General features: G+C 42.6%; 19 protein-coding genes and 1 other annotated feature. Of the genes, 7 read left to right on the top strand and 12 right to left on the bottom strand.

Translation table 11 applies throughout. The annotated features are described in order from the left end of the window. Nucleotides 1-7 precede the first annotated feature (7 nt). Both ACZ43M_RS06140 and ACZ43M_RS06135 read left to right on the top strand, forming a co-directional pair. Nucleotides 8-154: a hypothetical protein gene (locus ACZ43M_RS06140; RefSeq protein ID WP_464506535.1), complete on the top strand. Its 147-nt coding sequence runs from the start codon at nucleotides 8-10 to the stop codon at nucleotides 152-154. A gap of 84 nt (nucleotides 155-238) precedes the next feature. Then, a complete protein-coding gene (locus tag ACZ43M_RS06135) occupies nucleotides 239-1,771 on the top strand; it encodes an FAD-dependent oxidoreductase (RefSeq protein WP_464506534.1) in 1,533 nt (510 codons plus the stop codon). A 366-nt stretch (nucleotides 1,772-2,137) separates the two neighbouring features. Here the strand turns inward: ACZ43M_RS06135 and ACZ43M_RS06130 are convergent, their stop codons facing one another. The 5 genes from ACZ43M_RS06130 to ACZ43M_RS06110 form a co-directional block, all read right to left on the bottom strand. Further along, nucleotides 2,138-2,272 (bottom strand): hypothetical protein, encoded by a 135-nt coding sequence (locus tag ACZ43M_RS06130; RefSeq protein WP_464506533.1) that lies wholly within the window; start codon nucleotides 2,270-2,272, stop codon nucleotides 2,138-2,140. Nucleotides 2,273-2,330: 58 nt separating this feature from the next. Beyond that, the gene (locus ACZ43M_RS06125) at nucleotides 2,331-3,800 is read right to left on the bottom strand and encodes an amidase family protein (RefSeq protein ID WP_464506532.1); all 1,470 of its coding nucleotides are present in this window, start codon (nucleotides 3,798-3,800) and stop codon (nucleotides 2,331-2,333) included. A 102-nt stretch (nucleotides 3,801-3,902) separates the two neighbouring features. Next, entirely contained in the window at nucleotides 3,903-5,039 is a 1,137-nt protein-coding gene (locus ACZ43M_RS06120) for a DEAD/DEAH box helicase (protein WP_464506531.1), read from the bottom strand. Nucleotides 5,040-5,101: 62 nt separating this feature from the next. Continuing rightward, nucleotides 5,102-5,401: a DUF5658 family protein gene (locus ACZ43M_RS06115; protein WP_464506530.1), complete on the bottom strand. Its 300-nt coding sequence runs from the start codon at nucleotides 5,399-5,401 to the stop codon at nucleotides 5,102-5,104. 135 nt (nucleotides 5,402-5,536) lie between these two features. Further along, nucleotides 5,537-5,794 carry an amino acid decarboxylase gene (locus ACZ43M_RS06110; protein WP_464506529.1) on the bottom strand — a complete coding sequence of 86 codons (258 nt, stop codon included), beginning with the start codon at nucleotides 5,792-5,794 and terminating at the stop codon, nucleotides 5,537-5,539. Nucleotides 5,795-6,015: 221 nt separating this feature from the next. Here ACZ43M_RS06110 and ACZ43M_RS06105 point away from each other — a divergent pair, with 221 nt between their 5' ends. Together ACZ43M_RS06105 and ACZ43M_RS06100 are read left to right on the top strand one after the other, a co-directional pair. Next, nucleotides 6,016-6,627, top strand: coding sequence for a copper resistance CopC family protein (locus ACZ43M_RS06105; RefSeq protein ID WP_464506528.1), 612 nt, complete (start codon nucleotides 6,016-6,018; stop codon nucleotides 6,625-6,627). Then, complete coding sequence (locus tag ACZ43M_RS06100; protein ID WP_464506527.1) at nucleotides 6,628-7,716, top strand: copper resistance D family protein; 1,089 nt, start codon at nucleotides 6,628-6,630, stop codon at nucleotides 7,714-7,716. A gap of 33 nt (nucleotides 7,717-7,749) precedes the next feature. Here ACZ43M_RS06100 and ACZ43M_RS06095 read toward each other — a convergent pair whose 3' ends face one another. Together ACZ43M_RS06095 and ACZ43M_RS06090 are read right to left on the bottom strand one after the other, a co-directional pair. After that, nucleotides 7,750-9,624: an AMP-dependent synthetase/ligase gene (locus ACZ43M_RS06095; protein WP_464506526.1), complete on the bottom strand. Its 1,875-nt coding sequence runs from the start codon at nucleotides 9,622-9,624 to the stop codon at nucleotides 7,750-7,752. A gap of 60 nt (nucleotides 9,625-9,684) precedes the next feature. Further along, nucleotides 9,685-10,050: an SCP2 sterol-binding domain-containing protein gene (locus ACZ43M_RS06090; protein WP_464506525.1), complete on the bottom strand. Its 366-nt coding sequence runs from the start codon at nucleotides 10,048-10,050 to the stop codon at nucleotides 9,685-9,687. 264 nt (nucleotides 10,051-10,314) lie between these two features. On the opposite strand from ACZ43M_RS06090, the gene ACZ43M_RS06085 reads away from it, so the two are divergent. Continuing rightward, complete coding sequence (locus tag ACZ43M_RS06085; protein ID WP_464506524.1) at nucleotides 10,315-10,917, top strand: TetR/AcrR family transcriptional regulator; 603 nt, start codon at nucleotides 10,315-10,317, stop codon at nucleotides 10,915-10,917. A gap of 961 nt (nucleotides 10,918-11,878) precedes the next feature. On the opposite strand, the gene ACZ43M_RS06080 is transcribed toward ACZ43M_RS06085, so the two are convergent. Next, entirely contained in the window at nucleotides 11,879-12,895 is a 1,017-nt protein-coding gene (locus ACZ43M_RS06080; RefSeq protein ID WP_464506523.1) for a 4Fe-4S binding protein, read from the bottom strand. 254 nt (nucleotides 12,896-13,149) lie between these two features. Continuing rightward, nucleotides 13,150-13,391: a binding site (T-box leader), on the top strand. Between the two features lie 52 nt (nucleotides 13,392-13,443). Between ACZ43M_RS06080 and brnQ the strand changes: the two genes are divergently transcribed. Beyond that, a complete protein-coding gene (gene brnQ, locus ACZ43M_RS06075) occupies nucleotides 13,444-14,778 on the top strand; it encodes a branched-chain amino acid transport system II carrier protein (RefSeq protein ID WP_464506522.1) in 1,335 nt (444 codons plus the stop codon). A gap of 259 nt (nucleotides 14,779-15,037) precedes the next feature. Beyond that, a complete protein-coding gene (locus ACZ43M_RS06070) occupies nucleotides 15,038-16,693 on the top strand; it encodes a glutamine--tRNA ligase/YqeY domain fusion protein (RefSeq protein WP_464506521.1) in 1,656 nt (551 codons plus the stop codon). 36 nt (nucleotides 16,694-16,729) lie between these two features. Here ACZ43M_RS06070 and ACZ43M_RS06065 read toward each other — a convergent pair whose 3' ends face one another. Genes ACZ43M_RS06065 through ACZ43M_RS06050 form a run of 4 tightly spaced genes read right to left on the bottom strand, consistent with a single transcriptional unit; the run spans nucleotide 16,730 to nucleotide 19,551 of the window. Then, on the bottom strand, nucleotides 16,730-17,755 hold the full coding sequence (locus ACZ43M_RS06065) for a sensor histidine kinase (protein WP_464506520.1): 1,026 nt from the start codon (nucleotides 17,753-17,755) through the stop codon (nucleotides 16,730-16,732). A gap of 14 nt (nucleotides 17,756-17,769) precedes the next feature. Continuing rightward, complete coding sequence (locus ACZ43M_RS06060) at nucleotides 17,770-18,219, bottom strand: GAF domain-containing protein (RefSeq protein WP_464506519.1); 450 nt, start codon at nucleotides 18,217-18,219, stop codon at nucleotides 17,770-17,772. A 12-nt stretch (nucleotides 18,220-18,231) separates the two neighbouring features. After that, the gene (locus ACZ43M_RS06055; RefSeq protein ID WP_464506518.1) at nucleotides 18,232-18,885 is read right to left on the bottom strand and encodes a response regulator; all 654 of its coding nucleotides are present in this window, start codon (nucleotides 18,883-18,885) and stop codon (nucleotides 18,232-18,234) included. A gap of 18 nt (nucleotides 18,886-18,903) precedes the next feature. Beyond that, a complete protein-coding gene (locus tag ACZ43M_RS06050) occupies nucleotides 18,904-19,551 on the bottom strand; it encodes a sensor histidine kinase (RefSeq protein WP_464506517.1) in 648 nt (215 codons plus the stop codon). Between the last annotated feature and the right edge of the window lie 29 nt (nucleotides 19,552-19,580).

The following is a 19,580-nucleotide window of genomic DNA, read 5'->3' as shown; positions in this document are numbered from 1 at the left end:
ATGAAGAATGGCACTATGGTGGACAATTACGATCGGAATGGTGCTCAGTCTTGGGATAGTGGGAGGCACAATGGTACACTTCTTAAGAGATGCCCTGGATTCGGATGATGCTAAGCGAATCGATAAAATCCCTGCAGATAAGGACCCGAAATAGGGTTCTTTTTTAATGAATGCTACATAAATTTTTTATTTTAGGAAAAATTAGACAGGAGAATATTTTGATTTTTGGAGGGTATTTATGACATCCGAGAAAATTCCCAAAATGCCTAAGCCGTACTGGCGTGATTTGGAGCTGCCTTCTTTTGAAAAATTAACCGAAGATTTGACTGTCGATGTCGCGATTATTGGCGCCGGTATCACCGGGATTACTGCGGCTTATTTGCTTTGCAAAGAAGGAGTAAAGGTGGCGTTGATTGAGGCAGGAAAAGTCCTTAATGGCACCACCGGCCATACGACCGCCAAATTAACGGCCCAGCACGATATTATTTATGATGAATTAATCAACCATTTCGGTGAAGACAAGGCGAAGCAATATTATGAATCAACTTCTAGCGCGATTGATTTTGTGGAAAAAAAGATCAATGAATTAGGAATCGATTGCGATTTTAGTAAGGAAGATGCCTATGTCTATGCCACCACTGAGCAGACAAAGAGCAAGCTGCAAACCGAATATGAAGCCTATCAGCGGCTCGGGATCCCTGGCACTTTAAAAGACCGTATTCCCTTCCCTATTCAGGTTACAGGTGCTTTGGCTATGCACAATCAGGCCCAGTACCACCCATTGAAATTTTTACGCGGGCTTTTGGATGAAGCGGTGAAAGCAGGCTGCAAGGTATATGAAAATACGACCGCCTGGGATATTGAAAATGCTGAAAGCGACCAACCAACTGTTACGACAAAGGGTGGCAATCGAGTATCCTGCAAGCATGTCATCATGGCCTCGCACTTCCCGTTTTATGACAAACCCGGGCTATATTTTGCGAGAATGTATCCGAGTAGATCCTATGCAATTGGGATTAAAACGGACAAGGAGTATCCAGGCGGCATGTATATCAGCGCCGATACCCCACCGCGCTCGATTCGGTCAACTCCGCTTGAGGGCGGGGAAACATTGATTATAGTTGGTGGTGAAAAACATAAACCTGGGCAAGGCGAAGATACGATGAAACATTTCGAAGCTCTAGGGCAGTTTGCCGAAGAGGTATTTGGAATTAAGGAATATGCCTATCGTTGGTCAGCCCAGGACTTGATTACCTTAGACAATGTTCCGTACATCGGCCCGATTACGCAGGATCGGGAAAATGTGTTATTGGCGACCGGTTTTAAAAAATGGGGCATGACAACGGGTATTCTGGCAGGGCATATATTGAGCGATTATGCACTAGGCCGGGACAATCAATATAAAGAGCTGTATTCGCCGCATCGTTTCCAGGCCGATCCGGATTTGAAAGAGGTCATCACGGCGAATTTGGATGTCGCCAAGCATCTGATAAAAGGCAAGATTGAATTTGTTGCCAAAGATCCGGATGAATTGGAAGCCGGAGAAGGCTGTGCCGTCACCTATAACGGCCAGCGGGCGGGTGCCTACAAGGACGAAAGCGGCAAAATGTACATCGTTGACACAACGTGCACCCATCTTGGCTGCGAATGCGAGTGGAATCACGCCGAAAAAACATGGGACTGCCCATGCCACGGCTCGCGCTACTCCTTTACTGGCGAAGTCATCGAAGGTCCGGCAAAAGAAGGGCTGGATTTATTGGAAGAAGCGTAAATTTAGAGGTAACTTGACACTTTTGAACGGTTATTATACCCAATTTTGTGGATATCGACACAAAATTGATGGATATCAACACATTTTAGGCAGATATCGACACAGAATTTGAGGATATCAACACGTTTTTAATCTATATCTACACAAAGATGAGGGATATCAACATATTAGCTGGTCTCCTCATTTGCAATTTACAAATTTTAGGAGGGATTCTACACGTCATGTGGTGAATTCTACACGATTGAAGGATAATTCTACAAAGATTAACAGGAATTCTACACACATTGCGGAGAATTCTACATAATTTACCCGGAATTCTACAAAAACAACGCCTCCCACTCATGCTAAGTGGGAGGCATGCTTCATTTATCTGCCGTGTGGACGGTTTCGTTTCAGCGCTTCGCCGGTTTCGAATTCCACCAGCTCAGAGCTTGTTTTCATTGCTTTTTTGCGATTATTGTTACGCTGTGCATTTGCGTTGCCAAGCTTTGTTCTACCCACCTAAGTCAACTCCTTTATCAAAGAAAGTCATTGTTAGTATGAGTGCAATCAACCTGTGTTATTCTGACCGAAGTACGGGTGCTTTTCTATATTTTGTCAGCATTTCAAAGCCGTAGGCCGCCTCAATCAAGACAGGTTCGCTATACGCCGTTCCTGCAAAAGTTAAGCCAACTGGTTCCCCACTTGTCGTATAACCGGCAGGTACGGCTATCGATGGATAGCCTGCTTTGGCACTGATATGCGACCCTTCATCCGCCGGAAATACAATCACATCCAGATTGTAGTTTTCCAGTGCGAAATCAATTCCTTTCTCTCGTGAATGATACAGGTCAAATTCGAGTGTATCCACATACGCTTCTTCTGTTAATGAACCGCTTGTTTCTTCCGATTCCAGCAGAACGGTCTGACCGTATTTCAGCATTTTCTCTTCATCCTGATTGTTAAACGCAATAACATCGCTCAAACTCCGCACCTTGACTGTAGGATGCAAGCCATTCAAATACGCATTTAAATCAGATTTGAACTCATATGTTAATACATCATATTTCCACGTTGCTTTCGCCGAAGGAATTTTAATATCTTCCACCACTTCAGCTCCGCTCTCCCTTAACTTTTCAACAGCTTCAAGGAATACCTTTTTCTTTTCTTCTGTTAAAAACTCGATAAATCCATCAACAGCAATACCAATTCTTTTTCCCTTCAGGCCATCTTCCACAAGGGACTTAGAAAAATCGACACCATCAAACGGGTTGGTTCCGGTAATGCAATCTTTTTCGTCCCTTCCACATAGTGCCGTAAGTAGAATTGCAGCATCAGCTACGGTTCTGGCCATCGGCCCGGCAGTATCCTGAGAGTGCGCAATTGGAATAATTCCGCGGCGACTGACCAAGCCCACTGTCGGCTTGATACCAACAAGGGAATTTTTGCACGATGGATTTAGAATTGAACCGGAAGTTTCAGTTCCAACGGCCACGGCGGCAAAATTTGAAGCAACAGCTGCACCCGAACCGGAACTGGAGCCGCCAACATCAAACGTACCCGGTCCATAAGGATTTAACACCTGTCCACCGCGTGAGCTATAGCCGTTTTTCATTCCATGTGTCATAAAATTGGCCCACTCAGTCATATTGGTTTTTCCAAGAATCACAGCACCTGCCTTTCTCAATTGTTCGGCGACAAACGAATCCTGAGGCGCAATTGAATCCTTCAATGCCAATGACCCGGCACTTGTATGCATTTTGTCTTGGGTATCGATATTATCTTTAATAAGGACCGGAATCCCGTGAAGAGAACTACGTGGTCCCTTCTCTTTGCGTTCATAATCAAGTGCTTCGGCAATTTGTACAGCATCGGGGTTAATCTCAAGGACCGAGTTAATTACTTTATCATACACTGAAATTCGCTTTAAATATAAAAGGACTAATTCCTTTGATGTCAGCTCGCCACTGTCAAGTTTCTCCTGCATTTGGGTAATTGTGGCTTCCTCCAGCCACTCGTCATAATACTTTTTCAACTTTGGATTTTCCACCTAAATCCCCTCCATTTCTCCTTTTTATTATTCAAGAAAAATAAGATAAATCCTTTTTTCTATGTAAAAAAAGGCCGCCAGGACAAGATGTCCCTGACAACCTTAGCGCCGCAGGTTTTGCTCTTCTGCCGCAATTTGACCTTTATAAAAAATTCGTTTCTCAAGCGGTACATTTAATTCGCGGCAATATTGCTTTAATTCGCGCTCTTCCCGGTCCGTCACAAGTGAAATTACCGTACCATCGGCTCCCATCCGTCCTGTTCTGCCGGCGCGGTGAATGTATTGGGTGATATCCTTTGGCAAGTCGATTTGAACTACATGTGTCACGCCCTGAATATCCAGACCCCTCGCTGCAACATCGGTGGCGATTAGCATTTGCAGCTTTCCATCACGAAAAGCCTTCAACACCGCTTGGCGTTCCAATTTTTTCATCTCGCTATGCAGGATTCCGGCTGATATTGCTTTGTAATCGAACTTTTCCTTCATTACCTGAAGCTCGCCAATATCGTTGATAAATGCGAGCGATTTGCTGTCTTTCAAGCGAGCTACTTTTTCAAGCAGTTTAATTTTTTCACGGCGCTCGCAGGTGAAATAAACATGCTCCACTTCTCCGGAAGATGCTGCTTCATCTTTGGCTATCTTCACGAATTCTGGTGCTCTCGTTAACTCCTTCGCCGTTTTTTCTGTTGCCGGTTTGAGGGTTGCTGAAAATAACACAACTTGTCTGTCAGCCATTGTCGATTTGATAATGTTCTGAACCGAGCCTAAGTGTTCTGAAGTTAATAGCTGATCGCCCTCATCGAGCACAACGAGTTTGACTTCGTGCATTTTTACTTTTTTCTGTTTGATTAGCTCTAGCAGCCGTCCGGGTGTGGCAAAAATGATATGCGGGCGCTTTTTTAATTTTTCCAGCTGACGCTTTACATTTGCCCCGCCAATAATCGATGTCCCTCTAATACCGCTGCCTTCTGACCACTTCTGAAATTCTTGAAATATCTGCATGACCAACTCTTGAGAAGATGCCAGCACAACGGTCTGCAGCGTTTGCATATCAGCATCAATTTTATCAAGCAGCGGCAGTAGATAGGCCAATGTTTTACCCGTACCAGTCGGCGACTCAGCAATAACATCTTTTCCTTCGAGAATGTGGGGAATCGCTTCTCTTTGAATGGCTGTAGTCTCTTGAAATCCTGACTTTTTCCATCCCTCTTGTAAAAATGGCTTTAAGTTATTTAACATGATTTACTCCTTTTTGTTTAGCATGTGTATTGATACTAACCTAATTATTTAAAGGTGTCTAGCTACGTCGAAGTATGGAAGTAGAGGAGTATCCAGGCCATGTGATAAACGAGTACGGAGAAATAAATGACACAGGCAGAAATCAATAAGGTGCGAAGTCTTCCTTCTAAAGGACGCAAGAAATATAGCCCGATAAGCATGAAGGGAAGAAGAATTTTAATGAAATAAAAATAGGTCCAGCCTTTATCCATGACGGCCTGCATCAGGGGATTTGCTTCCTCAATGATTCCAGATAGAATGCCAAAATGGGTTAAGATTGCGTCTAGAATGCCGGCGAAAAGCAGAAATAAACAAAGCCTCATACCAATCCCTCTTTTATATACATTGTTTCTACTAAGACATATGCTAATACATTTATTTTTATCATAGCACAACTAAGAACTTAATGTTCATTATTAAGAACAAGAAGAATAAAAAAAATAGCCCGATAACAGGGGCTATTGTATGTCATCCAGTTTTACCGCCATCAGGCGAAAATGCATGGGCTCAAGTTCGGTCACGACAACGTTCAAACCTAATGATTGCAAATTAGCAATTAACGGTTCAGCGCGAAATGGCATATGGAATTCTAATATTGACCCAACTGGCGCTGCTTTAACGGTATTTAAGATTTCACGGCGCGGATGTTCACCTTTGGCTATCCGTTCTCGCACATCCATAATAATTCTTTTTCCATCTATTTGGAGATTATTCATTCCAATCAAACTCCTTTTATTGGGATAAGCCTACTTTAACAAAATCGCCAATAAAAAATGTGATATAAATCAAGCCAAGATTGATTATCTAACGTAGGGAACATCATCTAAAAAGCTGCACTTTATGACATGTTTGTGAACAATGCTGACAAAATCGTATCGGCGGGTAGGAACAATGATAGAATGAACTACAGGTATTAAACAATATAACGGAGTTGAAAATGATGTTAAAGAAAATCTCCTTTATGATATCGATTCTGTTTTTTCTAGTAGGAACAAATGTATTCGCACATTCTCATCTGGAGGATTCATCCCCTAAAAACGGGGAAATTGTGACAGAACCCTTTAAAGACATTACGCTTACGTACGAAACGAAGATAGAGGCTGCAAGCACATTTACATTAAAGGACCAGAGTGGTACAGATATTCCACTATCAAAGATTTCGGTGAACAATAATCAGTTAGTTGGAACGCTGAAGGATGAATTAGCAAACGGTGGGTATACTATCCATTGGAAGATTATCGGTAGTGATGGTCATCCTTTGGAAGGCAATATTCCGTTCTCCATGCGATTGCCAGAAACTCAAGCTGCTAGTGAAACGGTCCCCGCTGCTACAGAAAGTACATCAAACAATGACGAGGCCACAACAGCTAATGAGGAAAAAGAAACAGCTGCGGACACCAAACAGGCAAACGCTGCTGCAGCTCTAACCGAAAAGTCAGTGACAGAAGAAGTCTCACTTAAAGATTACCTAATCCCAGCTTCCGCTGGACTATTAATCGTACTGGGTGCTGGAAGCTATTGGTTATTCTATAGAAGGAAACATGTCTAGATGATTCTATTAACTATTCTTAGCGAGGCATTTCTATATCTTAGCTTTTCCATCTTATTGGGCAGTTTTATTTTACAGTTAGTCCCGGAAACGTCCCGGCCTGACATCAAAATCTCAAAAGGCATATTATTGACAGCAACTCTCGGAGTTGCTTTTCTTTCGTTTGTTCCGGTCCTAAATATCATACTGTATTTGTATAAAGACCTGGGACTAGGGTATACGATTCAATCGGTATTAACCAATTTCGAGATTGGGAAGGCATGGGTTAAGACGGGGATTGTTTCTACGGTTCTGTTCATATACCTTATACCGATTAAACTCGAACGTAAGCCCAGTTTTTCACTAACAGGACTTTTTATTGTCTCGGTTTTAATCTTTCTGGCAGGCCAATCAAGTCACGCCAGTTCAATATCAGGATGGCAGGGGACGTTAACCCATGCGACACATTTCTTGGCGGTTACCACTTGGACAGGCATCCTCATCGTTGTGAGCTGGTTTTCACGTGACCATGCCAATTGGCAGCGATTTTTAAAATGGTTTACACCTGTTGCCCTTACTTGTTTAGCACTTGTTGCCCTTACAGGATTTGACCTTATGGGTTACACGATGAATGAAGGCGACTATGTCAATAGCTGGTCGTTATCTTATGGGCAGGCCTTGCTGCTGAAGCATCTAACCATCATTCCACTGTTGGCGTTTGCTTTTATTAATAGTACGTTAGTCCGGAAAAAAATCTCTGCACAATCAACATTTAATCCATTACCATGGGCAAGACTCGAGAGTGTGGTAGTGCTATTAGTTTTTGGAATTACCGGTGCTCTTGGTGAGCAGGCACCACCTCATGTTATTGAAACAACCATCAAGGAAGATGGTATTTCGCCTCTGTTCAGCTTGTTTCACAAAGGAGAGCTCACGCTGCCTTTACAAATTGCGCCGGGTATCCCGTCAATTGTTTTTTCCCTAGCAGCGGTTGGTTTCCTAGCCCTCATAATTTTCATTTTCATTAAAAAAGCGCCGAAAGTGCTGGCTCTTGTCATGAGCCTCCTCTTTATTCTTGCTGGCTATTTGGCATTGATGCTAAGTATTTAAAAGCGTGGACCCTGCCCCGGATCCACGCTTTCTCTATTCTCTGCTTCTCTCCGGATTCATCGATAATCCTACGGCCGCTTCATTAGCGGCAATCATCATGTCCGTAAACATTTCTTCACTATAAGCCAGCTCGATGGCCTCTTTGTATTTTTTTTGAATTTCCGGCAAACGGACCTTTAGTGATGGGGTTAGCTCGCCATCGTCGACGTTCCATTCTTTGCCGATAATGATAATTTTCTTTGGCTGCTCATGGCGGGCAAATTTGCTGGTAAACTTGGCAACCTCTTTTGTGAGCAGCTTCTGAAGGGCAGGCTCCTTCAGCAATTGGTTGATGTCAGTCTGCAGCCCTTTCTGTTTTGCCCACGGCAGCAGGTTTTCAAAGCTAGGCGTAATTAATGCTATGACGTATTTTTTGTCCTGGCCGACTAAAACGGCATTGTTAATATAGATGCTCTGGGTCATTGCATTCTCAATTGGCTGTGGGGCGACATTTTTTCCGGTGGTTAACACAATAATCCGCTTTTTGCGATCAACAATTTTTAAATAGCCATCGTCATCAATGCTGCCGATATCTCCGGTCAAAAACCAGCCATCCCTTAGCGCCTCGGCAGTCGCCTCTTCGTCCTTGTAATAGCCCTTCATCACGCTCGGACCCTTGACCATGACCTCGCCATCATCGGCAATTTTAATTTCAAGATTAGGCAGCGGCTTCCCGACTGTACCCACTTTTGAGCGAATCATCGGATTACTGCAGACAACCGGAGAGGTTTCTGTTAATCCGTAGCCTTCAAGTGCCGGAATATCAACCGCCCAGAAGAACCGGCCGATTTCCGGATTCAAGGCGCCGCCTCCGGAAATAAGTCCGCGAATTCTGCCTCCCAGTTTCTTTTTTACCTTGTTGTAAACAAGGGCATTGGCAATTTTCCAGCTCCGACTGATCTCCTTAGGCAAAAATCCATTTTTCATCATTTCATCAAAGCTTTGACCTAAATAATGATCATATTTTTTCAAGCCAATATCAATGGCCCATTTAAAAATTTTCTTGCGTATCGGGGTCCCTGATTCCACCATTTGCTGGGCGGTTGCGTACACTTTTTCAAACAGGAGAGGAACGCTGACTAAAACGGTTGGCTGTACTTCTAAAAGATTTTCCTGTACTTTATCAATTCCTTCGGCGTAAGCAATCGTGGACCCAACGGACAATGGCATGAACTGGCCAGCCATCCGTTCAAATACATGGGACAGCGGCAGGTGCGAGAGCAGGATATCAGAAGGTTTCGCTTCAAGCACCCAGAACTGGACTCCTTCCACATTGGAAAGAATGTTCCCATGGGTGAGCATTGCCCCCTTTGGTTTCCCGGTCGTTCCCGAAGTGTGGATAATGGTCGCAAGGTCATCCCTTGTCAGTTCGCTCCACTCCGCTTCCCAATTTTCATGTGGGTGATTTGAACCCAGTGAGGCTACATGCTGAAGTGAGACGAATTGTTCTGATGGTACGAAGTTCTCTGATGGAAAAATGATGGCGGTTGGCAAGCGGTCGGCTTCAGGAATTTTATTTAAGTTTATTTCATCCTGTACAAACATAAATGTAGATTCGGAATTTTGCAGAATATAGGAGATTTGGTCAGATGGCAGCGTGGAATGAATTGGGACACTGACAGCCCCCAAACTCATAATTGCCAGGTCGGCAACCGGCCAGTACGGATTGTTTTCTGATAATATGGCTACTTTGTCATTTTGCTTCACTCCGTAATAGGCAAGTCCGGCCGCAACATGCTTCACCTTAGTCCAAAAAGTTTCATAGCTGATCCCATGCCAGGTCCCGTCCCGTTTCCATAGGAAGGCATCCTTATCAGCATACCTATTCGCCGTTCGGGAAACTATTTCTACCAAATTATTAGCTTTCATAAAATCCCTCCAGTCCCATTAGTCAAGAGGCTGACGAAAAGTCTGCCTCCTGTTTTCTTTTTATAGGGTATCTTTTACATTATATTGCTTAAGAACGCTTTCAATTTTTAGGGCTTTGCCAATATCACCTTTAATCTTCAACTTTCCGGTCATAAAAGCCATCGTCCCGTTTAGCTTCCCTAATATGAAAAGATGGAAGCTTGCCAGCGACATGACCAATGTACAATCTGCAGGGTGCTCGGTTCCCTCCGATACCGCCGCTTTGCCATCCTGGAACTGAAGCTGGTACGCCCCTCCGTCATCGCCGGTTATATCAAAAAGATAAACGGCATTAAACCCTTCAATAGGACCCGGATTCCCATTCACTGTCTCTTCAATCTTCTTCATCAAATCAGGTAGTGTATAGTCCTCGATTGCTTTTCCCAATATTATTCCTCCTTTTAAAAATACATTTTATTAACGATATGAAACATTCTCTTTAGGTATGAATTTTCAAAACAATCCCGATAAAACAATGATACCAATACGTACTAGTATCTAACAGAGAAAACGTTCGATAAATTTCGACTTTCTACTATAGCAATGTTGTAATCTAGTTTTTTTGAAAAACTGTACCTTGTTTATCTTCAGAATATCTTTTAAAATTAATACTAATTCGTACAGGTATTATACAGATTGGACTGATAAAAAATGCTTTTTGTGACAGAAATGCCGAAAGAAGCACGGGATAAACTTCTCTACGCCAGCCTCGTGCTGTTTACGAATGAAAGCTACAAAAACACCTCGGTTTTGGACATTGTTGAAATGGCCCATGTATCAAAAACAACTTTTTACCAGCATTTCGCTAGTAAGGAGGAATTGATTGAGGTTCTGTTTAAAGAAGTGTTTTTGGAAATTATCGAAGAGGTAAACCTCGCAATTGGTAAGGAAAATCGAACGGCTTATAAGGCATATGCGGGAATTCGCCGCTACATTGAAATCTGTTTTACTGATGTTAAGGTTGCCAACTTAATGCTTGTGGAATCGGTCGGTGTTTCTCAAGGGGTGGAACAAGCCAGGAGTGAAGCCCACCGGCAATTTGCCCAGTTGATGTTCCAGACCGTTCAAGGCTTACTTCCAGCGGCTGTTTCAGAAACAGAAATTAGGATTGTTTCGCAGGCAATGATTGGGGCAATTAATGAAGTGGTCGTACAGAACTATAACGAAACAGAAGACGGCCTCGTTCATTTTGATGAACTCGCCCGCCTCCTCAATCGAATCGTCGTAGCAGCATTCGTTAATCTTACAAATTAACGGATGCTTTTTTCATACTTTTATAGTGACCGGGTTAGGGAGCTTCTCTTTTCTAGGGGGGGAATAGACATTTATTTTTACCGTTACTCCGGTTTTCCTCCTCTGGCGGGAACAATAAACGCTTTATTTTTACCCTAGCAGAGTATTTTCCTCTCTATCGGGAAGAATAGGCACTTCATTTTTACCGTGACTCCTTTTTTTCTCCTCTGGTGGGAAGAATAAACGCTTTATTTTTACCGTGACACTGATTTTTCCCCTCTGGCGGGAAGAATAAACGCTTTATTTTTACCCTAGCACCGTATTTTCTTCTCTATCGGGAAGAATAGGCACTTCATTTTTACCGTGACAAGATATTTTCTCCTCTACCGGGCAGAATAAACCCTTTATTTTTACCCTAGCACCGTATTTTCTCCTCTATCGGGAAGAATAGGCACTTCATTTTTACCGTGACTCCTTTTTTTCTCCCCTGGCGGGAAGAATAAACGCTTTATTTTTACCGTGACACTGATTTTTCCCCTCTGGCGGGAAGAATAAACCCTTTATTTTTACCCTAGCACCGTATTTTCTCCTCTATCGGGAAGAATAGGCACTTCATTTTTACCGTGACAAGATATTTTCTCCTCCACCGGGAAGAATAAACCCTTTATTTTTACCCTAGCACCGTATTTTCTTCTCTATCGGGAAGAATAGGCACTTCATTTTTACCGTGACAAGACATTATCTCCCCTACCGGGCAGAATAAACCCTTTATTTTTACCCTAGCACCGTATTTTCTCCTCTATCGGGAAGAATAGGCACTTCATTTTTACCGTGACAAGATATTTTCTCCTCCACCGGGCAGAATAAACCCTTTATTTTTTCCGCAGCACCGTATGTTCCCCTCTACCTGGAAGATAAACGGGCTAAAGGAATTAATAAACAATAAAGTAATAGGCAGCCGCTCAGGCTGCCTATTACTTTATTAATGTCCTACATAGTTTGCATCTGGGATTAATTGCATCCAGTCTTCATAGGTAAGGATTGTTTCCCAATGTCCTGTCAGTTTCGCAACAATCACAACGATGAAAAATAATGCAAGGAATCCAACTGGGATGAACCACTTGTTAACCTTTTTGTTTACAACAGTCATATTCAACGTATCTTTAATTGGGCAGGCCTCCACACAGGACATGCAGGCATTGCAATTCGGTGAAGCTACCACTTTTTTCGTATGGACCTTGATACGCTGCGGGCAAACCTTTGTACACATTTGACAGTTGGTACAGGTATCCTCATTACGACGGACCTTGGAAATTCTAAAAATGGAGCCTAATCCGATCAATGCGCCGTAAGGGCATAAGAAACGGCACCAAAAGTTTCTGAAGAACAGGGATAACACCAAAATAACCAGAACCGCTTTCAAGGCAAACCCACCGATTCCTAAGAAGAACAATAGCATTTTAACATCAGAAATCTTGTTATATGGTTCATCCAGGAACGCTTTTGCCTGAAACGTCGGCATGGCAATGATCATGCTGATAAAGAAATACAGCAGAATATACTTAATTGGCGTTAAGATCCAAGTAAGCCAAGTCGGGATTTCAAAATTCTTTTTAAAAATTTTTCGCCCCAGCCATGCAGTCATTTCACTTACAGTTCCTACCGGACAGAACCAACTGCAAAACGACCTTCGAAAGATTAGTCCCGAGGCAATGAAAAATGCCAACAACACAAGTCCTGCCGGATGAATCATATCGAACTCCCCGCTCGTCAGCCAAACCTTTAAGGCCACTAAGGCACTGATTGGCAAAAAGCCTTCAACAGCGGATGGGCGCTCCACAAACGCTGTTTCTCCCAGCGTTTCAAAATGCATGTAAAATCGATAGAATTGCACACCAACATATAATAAAAACAAAAGAAACACAGCCTGAACAACATATCTGGTAAGCTGGACCGGCTTTCGTTTCAACTGTTTTTTATACCAGGCTTTTGATTTCATTATAGAGTTCCCTCCATTCCTAATATCCTTACTATAGGGAACTGGTAAACTAAGGTATGTGATTTATATCAACAAACTCAATCAATTCATAAAGCTGTCAAATTAGCGACGAAAATCCGTCAAAAAAAAAATTTTTATTATTGTCACTCCGATAATGACAACGTTTTCAACTGAAATTTCTGAAAAAAACCACTTGCAAAACTATTTAAAAATAATATAATGACTATATCAAATATTAACTGACTTTTTTAAAAACAAAATCGATGACGAGAAGAGTAGCTTGTCCTTCTAGACCTCAGAGAGCCGGCGGTTGGTGAAAGCCGGTGTCAGAACACAAGTGAAAATCATCTCCGAGATGCAGGGTCGAAAATTAGTAGGCCTTTGCCGGACTGCCTGCCGTTAAAGAAGGACACGTATGATGGTACGTTGATCGAGAGCCGCAATATTTTTATTATTGCGGAAGTAGGGTGGTAACGCGAGCAAGCTCGTCCCTAGCTATAGGGGCGGGCTTTTTGTATTGTTTAAAAACGTCAAAAGGAGAGAGAATCATGAAAAAGAAAGACACTTTATTTGTAGGCTTAATGTTATTCTCAATGTTTTTTGGAGCAGGAAACCTCATCTTCCCACCATTCTTAGGGATAGGGGCCGGTACTTCCTTTTGGCCGGCAATTACCGGATTTATCGTAACAGGTGTTGGATTGCCGCTTATTGTTTTGGTGGCCATGTCGCTTGTTAAAGATGCAAATACACTTGGAAATCGGGTTCATCCGTGGTTTGGCACCAGTTTCACCGTGGTTGTTTATCTATCAATTGGACCGTTATTCGCCATTCCCCGTAATGCCAATGTTGCTTTTGAAATGGGCATAAAGCCTTTTTTAGGAAACTTGTCTGTCAGTCAATCGATGCTATTACTTGGGTTCTCCGTCGTATTCTTTTTACTGGTTTATTTATTAAGTTTAAATCCATCTAAAGTGGTTGACTATATGGGCCGATTTATTTCACCTATTCTACTGTTATCAATCGTTGTATTATGTGTGATCGGGTTCTTCACGCTTGATAAGCCACTTCAAGCACCAACCGAAACATATCATTCCGCTTCATTATTTAAAGGTTTTATCGACGGTTATTCAACAATGGATGCTCTTGCTTCCCTTGCGTTCGGAATCGCCATTTTAACTGCCTTAAAGCAAAGAGGCGTAACTGATAAAAAACAATTAACAGCATATACGTTAAAAACCGGCCTTGTCGCTGGTGCAGCACTGGCTGTGGTTTATGTGATGATCGGCCTGCTGGGCGCAAAAATGGCAGGATACGGCACATTTGAAAACGGAACGGCTGTATTATCCTCTGCAGCGACAATTGTTTTGGGCGGCAGCGGAAAAGTACTTTTAGGTGTCATTTTTACCCTTGCCTGCTTTACAACCTGTGTCGGACTGACTATCGCCTGCGGCCAATATTTCTCAAAACTTGTACCGAAGCTAAGCTACCGTCTAGTCGTTACCATGGTTACGGTTGTCAGCTTTTCGCTTGCCAACCTTGGCTTAAATCAAATCATCTCGGTATCTGTCCCATTCCTTGTAATGGCTTACCCGCTGTTAATCGTGCTCGTGGCGCTTGCCTTCTTGCACCGATTCTTCGGCGGCTCGCAGAAAGTCTATGCCGGTGCGATGCTTTTAACAGGACTAGTCAGCCTGTATGATGGCTTAAAAATGTTCGGACTGCAACTGCATGCGTTAGAAACCTTGATGGGCAATCTTCCATTAGCGGCAGTAGGACTTGGCTGGCTGGTTCCGGCACTTGCCGGCGGCTTCGCTGGGTTAGTTTTAGAAAAATTAAGCCCCCGCACTAGCAGCGAAAATTATCAATTAAATAAAGTTTCATAATATAAATGATGCCAGCGGTAAATAGCCGCTGGTATTTTTTTCAGAAAAAGCTGTTTTTTAGATGAATTGTTGGGAAGAATGGAAAAATATCAGCATTTATGATAAAAATAGATAATAGATAAATGAAAACTTGCAGATTGGCGAATCCGTTAGGACGGTTCATGAAGCGTAGTTTGAATTTATGCGTTAGGTAAATATAAATTTTTTGGTAAAAATATTATATTCTTCTATTAGCTAAGATGAAAGAGGTTGAAAACGGGTGGATAATAATACATCTAATTTTATTAAAGATATAATGATAAAAGATTTAGAATCCGGAAAGCATCAAAAAATCATCACTCGCTTCCCGCCGGAGCCAAATGGTTATTTACATATCGGCCACGCCAAATCGATCGTGCTCAATTTTGGATTGGCAGATGATTTCAGCGGTCTGACAAACCTGCGTTTTGATGATACCAATCCGCTCAAGGAAGATATTGAATACGTTAACTCTATTAAAGAGGATGTTAAATGGCTCGGCTATGAATGGGACAATTTATTATTCGCCTCTAATTATTTCGAGGAAATGTACACTCGTGCGGTGCTATTAATCAAAAAAGGGCTTGCTTATGTTGATGATCTGAGCGCAGATGAAATTCGTGAATACCGCGGAACACTGACAGAGCCAGGAAAAGAAAGTCCTTACCGCAACCGCTCCATCGAAGAAAATCTTGAACTGTTCGAACGGATGCGGGCCGGCGAGTTTGCCAACGGCGAGAAGGTCCTTCGGGCAAAAATCGACATGGCCTCACCAAATATTAATTTGCGTGATCCGGTTATTTATCGAATTTCTCATACCAATCACCATAACACAGGTGATAAATGGTGCATCTATCCAATGTACGCATTTGCTCATCCGCTTGAGGATTCGATTGAAGGCGTCACCCATTCTATTTGTACGATTGAATTCGAGGATCAGCGTCCATTTTATAATTGGGTTGTAGAACAAACTGAAATGGAAAACACCCCACAGCAAATTGAGTTTGGCCGGTTAAATCTGACTAATACCGTTATGAGCAAGCGGAAGCTGAAGCAGCTTGTCGATGAAGGCTTTGTTGATGGCTGGGATGATCCGCGCATGCCGACGATTTCCGGGATGCGCCGTAAAGGTTTCACTCCTGAATCGATCCGAACATTTGTAAAGGAAACAGCCGTTTCGAAAAATAACGCCACTGTTGATTATCAAATGCTCGAGCACTTTGTTCGGGAGGATTTAAAATTAAAAGCACCACGGACAATGGCCGTGATTAACCCGTTGAAAGTCGTCATTACAAATTATCCGGAAGGTCAAATTGAGCTTCTGGATGCGGAGATAAACCCAGAAAATCCGGAAATGGGCATGCGGAAAATTCCATTCTCCCGTGAGATTTACATTGAACAAGATGATTTCATGGAAAATCCGCCGAGCAAATACTTCCGCCTCTTCCCTGGCAATGAGGTCCGCCTCAAGCATGCATACTTCATTAAGTGTGAAGAAGTAGTAAAGGATGCCGACGGAAATGTAGTAGAACTTCACTGTACGTATGATCATGAAACAAAGAGCGGTACTGGATTTACTGGCAGAAAAGTAAAGGGAACCATTCACTGGGTGGAAGCGACACATGCGGTACCTGCTGAGTTTCGTCTTTACGAGCCGCTGATTCTGGATGAAACCGACGAGGATGCTGAAGACGGCAAAACCTTCCTTGATAAGGTCAATCCAAATTCGCTTGAGGTGCTGCAAGGCTTTGTTGAGCCAAACATGAAAGAATCCATGCCGCATGATAAATTCCAGTTCTTCAGACATGGTTATTTTAACGTAGACCCTAAAGTAACAACAGTAGATAAGCTAGTATTTAACCGAATTGTTTCGTTGAAAAGTTCATTCAAGTTATAAGAAAAACAATAAGAACCAAGTCAGCTGACTTGGTTCTTATTGTTTTTCTCTTGGAATCGGTACCTCTAATATAATTCTCGTTCCTTTTCCAGGTGCAGTGTTAATCGTCAAGTTCCCATCCACAGACCGTGCCCGTTCATCCATACTAAACAGGCCAACCCCGGAAGTATGATCCTCCAACTCAAAGCCCTTCCCTTTATCCTCAATCATTACCCGGATGGCATTATCCATTTCCCGGATGGTAACAGAAGCCTCTGAGACATCTGCATATTTCCAAATATTCGTTAATGCCTCTTGGATAATCCGATATATCGACAGCTCAATGCTAATATCCAGGCGGCGATTTAACCCGCAATCGAAATAAACATCAATCTGGTGATGGTCCGAGAACCGTGATAAATAAGAACGAATTGCCGGAACCAAACCTAAATCATCCAAAACAGAAGGTCTTAATTCCCATGAGATTTGCCGGATTTCTTCAATTAGCTGCGTGGCTTCCTCCTGCATTTGCTGCAGCAGCGGATGTTCCATCTCGGCAAGCATACGATTAATCGTTATTAAATGGCTATAAAGATTTTGGCCAATCCCGTCATGCAGATTGCGTGACAGCCGCTTACGTTCCTCTTCCTGAACATCAATAATTCTGGCCATCATTTTTTGCAATTCCTGCTCAACCCGTTTTCTTTCCGTCACCTCATAACGAATCGCTACATATTGATAAGGCTTCCCTTGATCGTTCATAAATGGAACGATGGTGGTATCCACCCAATAATAGGTGCCATCCTTGGCCTGATTACGAATCTCACCTTTCCAGACTTCACCGGACCCAATTGTGCGCCACATGTCTCGGAAGAAATCCCTTGTATGGTATCCTGAGTTAACAATCCGATGATCACGTCCAAGCAATTCCTCACGTGAGTATTTGGAAATTTGGCAAAATGTATCATTTACATATGTAATAATCCCCCGCGAATCCGTGATTGCTACAATCGAAGAGGCGTCGAGGGCAAATTTATAATCCAAAAGTTCGCTCTTAGTCTGCCGCAAATCCTTGTCCATCATTTTCATCCCCCGTATCATGAAATATGCCCATTAAGTAGATGTTCCAAGAGTTGTGCAGAATCCTGCACCTGTTCCTGCTCTTCTTCAGAAAAGGTATATTTCTCCCGTTTTCCAATGAGCAATACTCCTTTAGGAACGGAATTAAAAAATATAGGGACCGCATAGGTGGAAACAAGTTTTTCAGCGAGCATTATGGGAAAATCGGTTACTTTTCCAACAATGTTGTTAGGAAACTCCTCCAGCATCATTGCACTGCCGCTTGAAATAATTTTACCGGCAATTCCTTTACCGAAACGGACAGTTATTCGTTTATATTTATCATTCAAATTTCCGGAGGCATAATGCCATTTCACATCAGGACCTGCTTCATCTTGCATGGCAAAACCAACAAAGTCGCAGGAAATATGCTGCTTCAATTGTTCGCAAACCTTTTTCACTGATTGCAGTTCCTTTAGTTTTGACATCCTTTTGTCTCCTTAAATACCATAGCCCAATAACCCCTTTTTCACGGCATATTCGACGAGTTCCGGACGGGTTTTCATTTGTAGTTTTTCCATTAGATTCCCTTTATGGGTTTCCACCGTTTTTACACTTATGACTAACTGCTCAGCAATTTCTTTATTCGAATATCCTTTGGCAATCAAGGTCAGAACTTCTTTCTCTCTATCAGACAACAAATGATACGTGTCATTTTCGTCATGCTTGATGCCTGCCAAATATTCTTCCATCAACCGTTTTTGTGCTGAAGGATGAAGATAGGCATCGCCTTTTGCTACTGATTCAATCGCCGACATTAATTCGTCATGCGGGGCGCTTTTTAAAATACAGCCTGATGCACCGCCTTGAATCGCTCGGAATAAATACTCTTCATCATCATGCATCGTTAAAATTAAGATATTCACTTCTGGCATTAGTTTCTTTAACTCTTGCGTTGCTGACAGCCCGTCTTTTCCGTGCGGCATGCTCAGGTCCATGACGACGACATTCGGTTTTAGCTTCATGGCTTTTTTAATGCCTTCATTGCCTTCAGAGGCCTCACCGACCACTTCGATTTCGGGATTCGTATTCAGGAGCATTTTTAAGCCGCTTCTTACGACAGCATGGTCATCAACCAATAGAATTTTAATCAACGGTAACTCTCCTTTCATTTATTCGATCGGAAGAGATATTTTTATGGACGTTCCTTCTCCTATTTTAGAGGATATTAGACACTGTCCGCCAGTTAAAAGCATTCGTTCCTTCATGACCGTAAGACCGGATGACTGTTCATGTTCTTCAGGATGAAACCCCTTCCCAAAGTCATTGATGGTGATTATTAATTGATTCTCCTGCCAGAAAAAGTTGATTTTCACATCCGAGGTATCTGCATATTTGGCAATATTCATCAATGCCTCTTGGCAAACTCTGAATACCGTGATTCTGTCCTTCTCTGGTATCCTTTGCTCTATTCCATCAGACTTTAAATCAACGAGAATTCCAAATGTGGAAGTATAAAGTTTAATATAGCTTTTCATCGCTGGCAATAAGCCCAACGTAGAGAGGGCTGGCGGATGCAATTCCACAGAGAGCAATCTAATTTCCTGGATTGTTTTTTCGATCAGCAGTTCCATTTCACGTACATAATTTTTCATCGCCGGCTCCTTTGTGCCTGACTCGACAAATTGCAGCCCTGTTAAAATACTGTACAGGTTTTGGCCGACCCCTTCGTGAAGTTCCAAAGCAATTCGTTTGATTTCTTCTTCCTGCGAATCGATGATATATGAACTTATAGTTTGCTTCGTTTTTAATGAATCCATGACTACCCTCATCCCCTCTCATTTATAAT

Source organism: Neobacillus sp. B24 (assembly GCF_055381825.1).
Note: the sequence above shows the minus strand (reverse complement) of the source record. Positions and strands in the feature narration are given on the sequence as shown.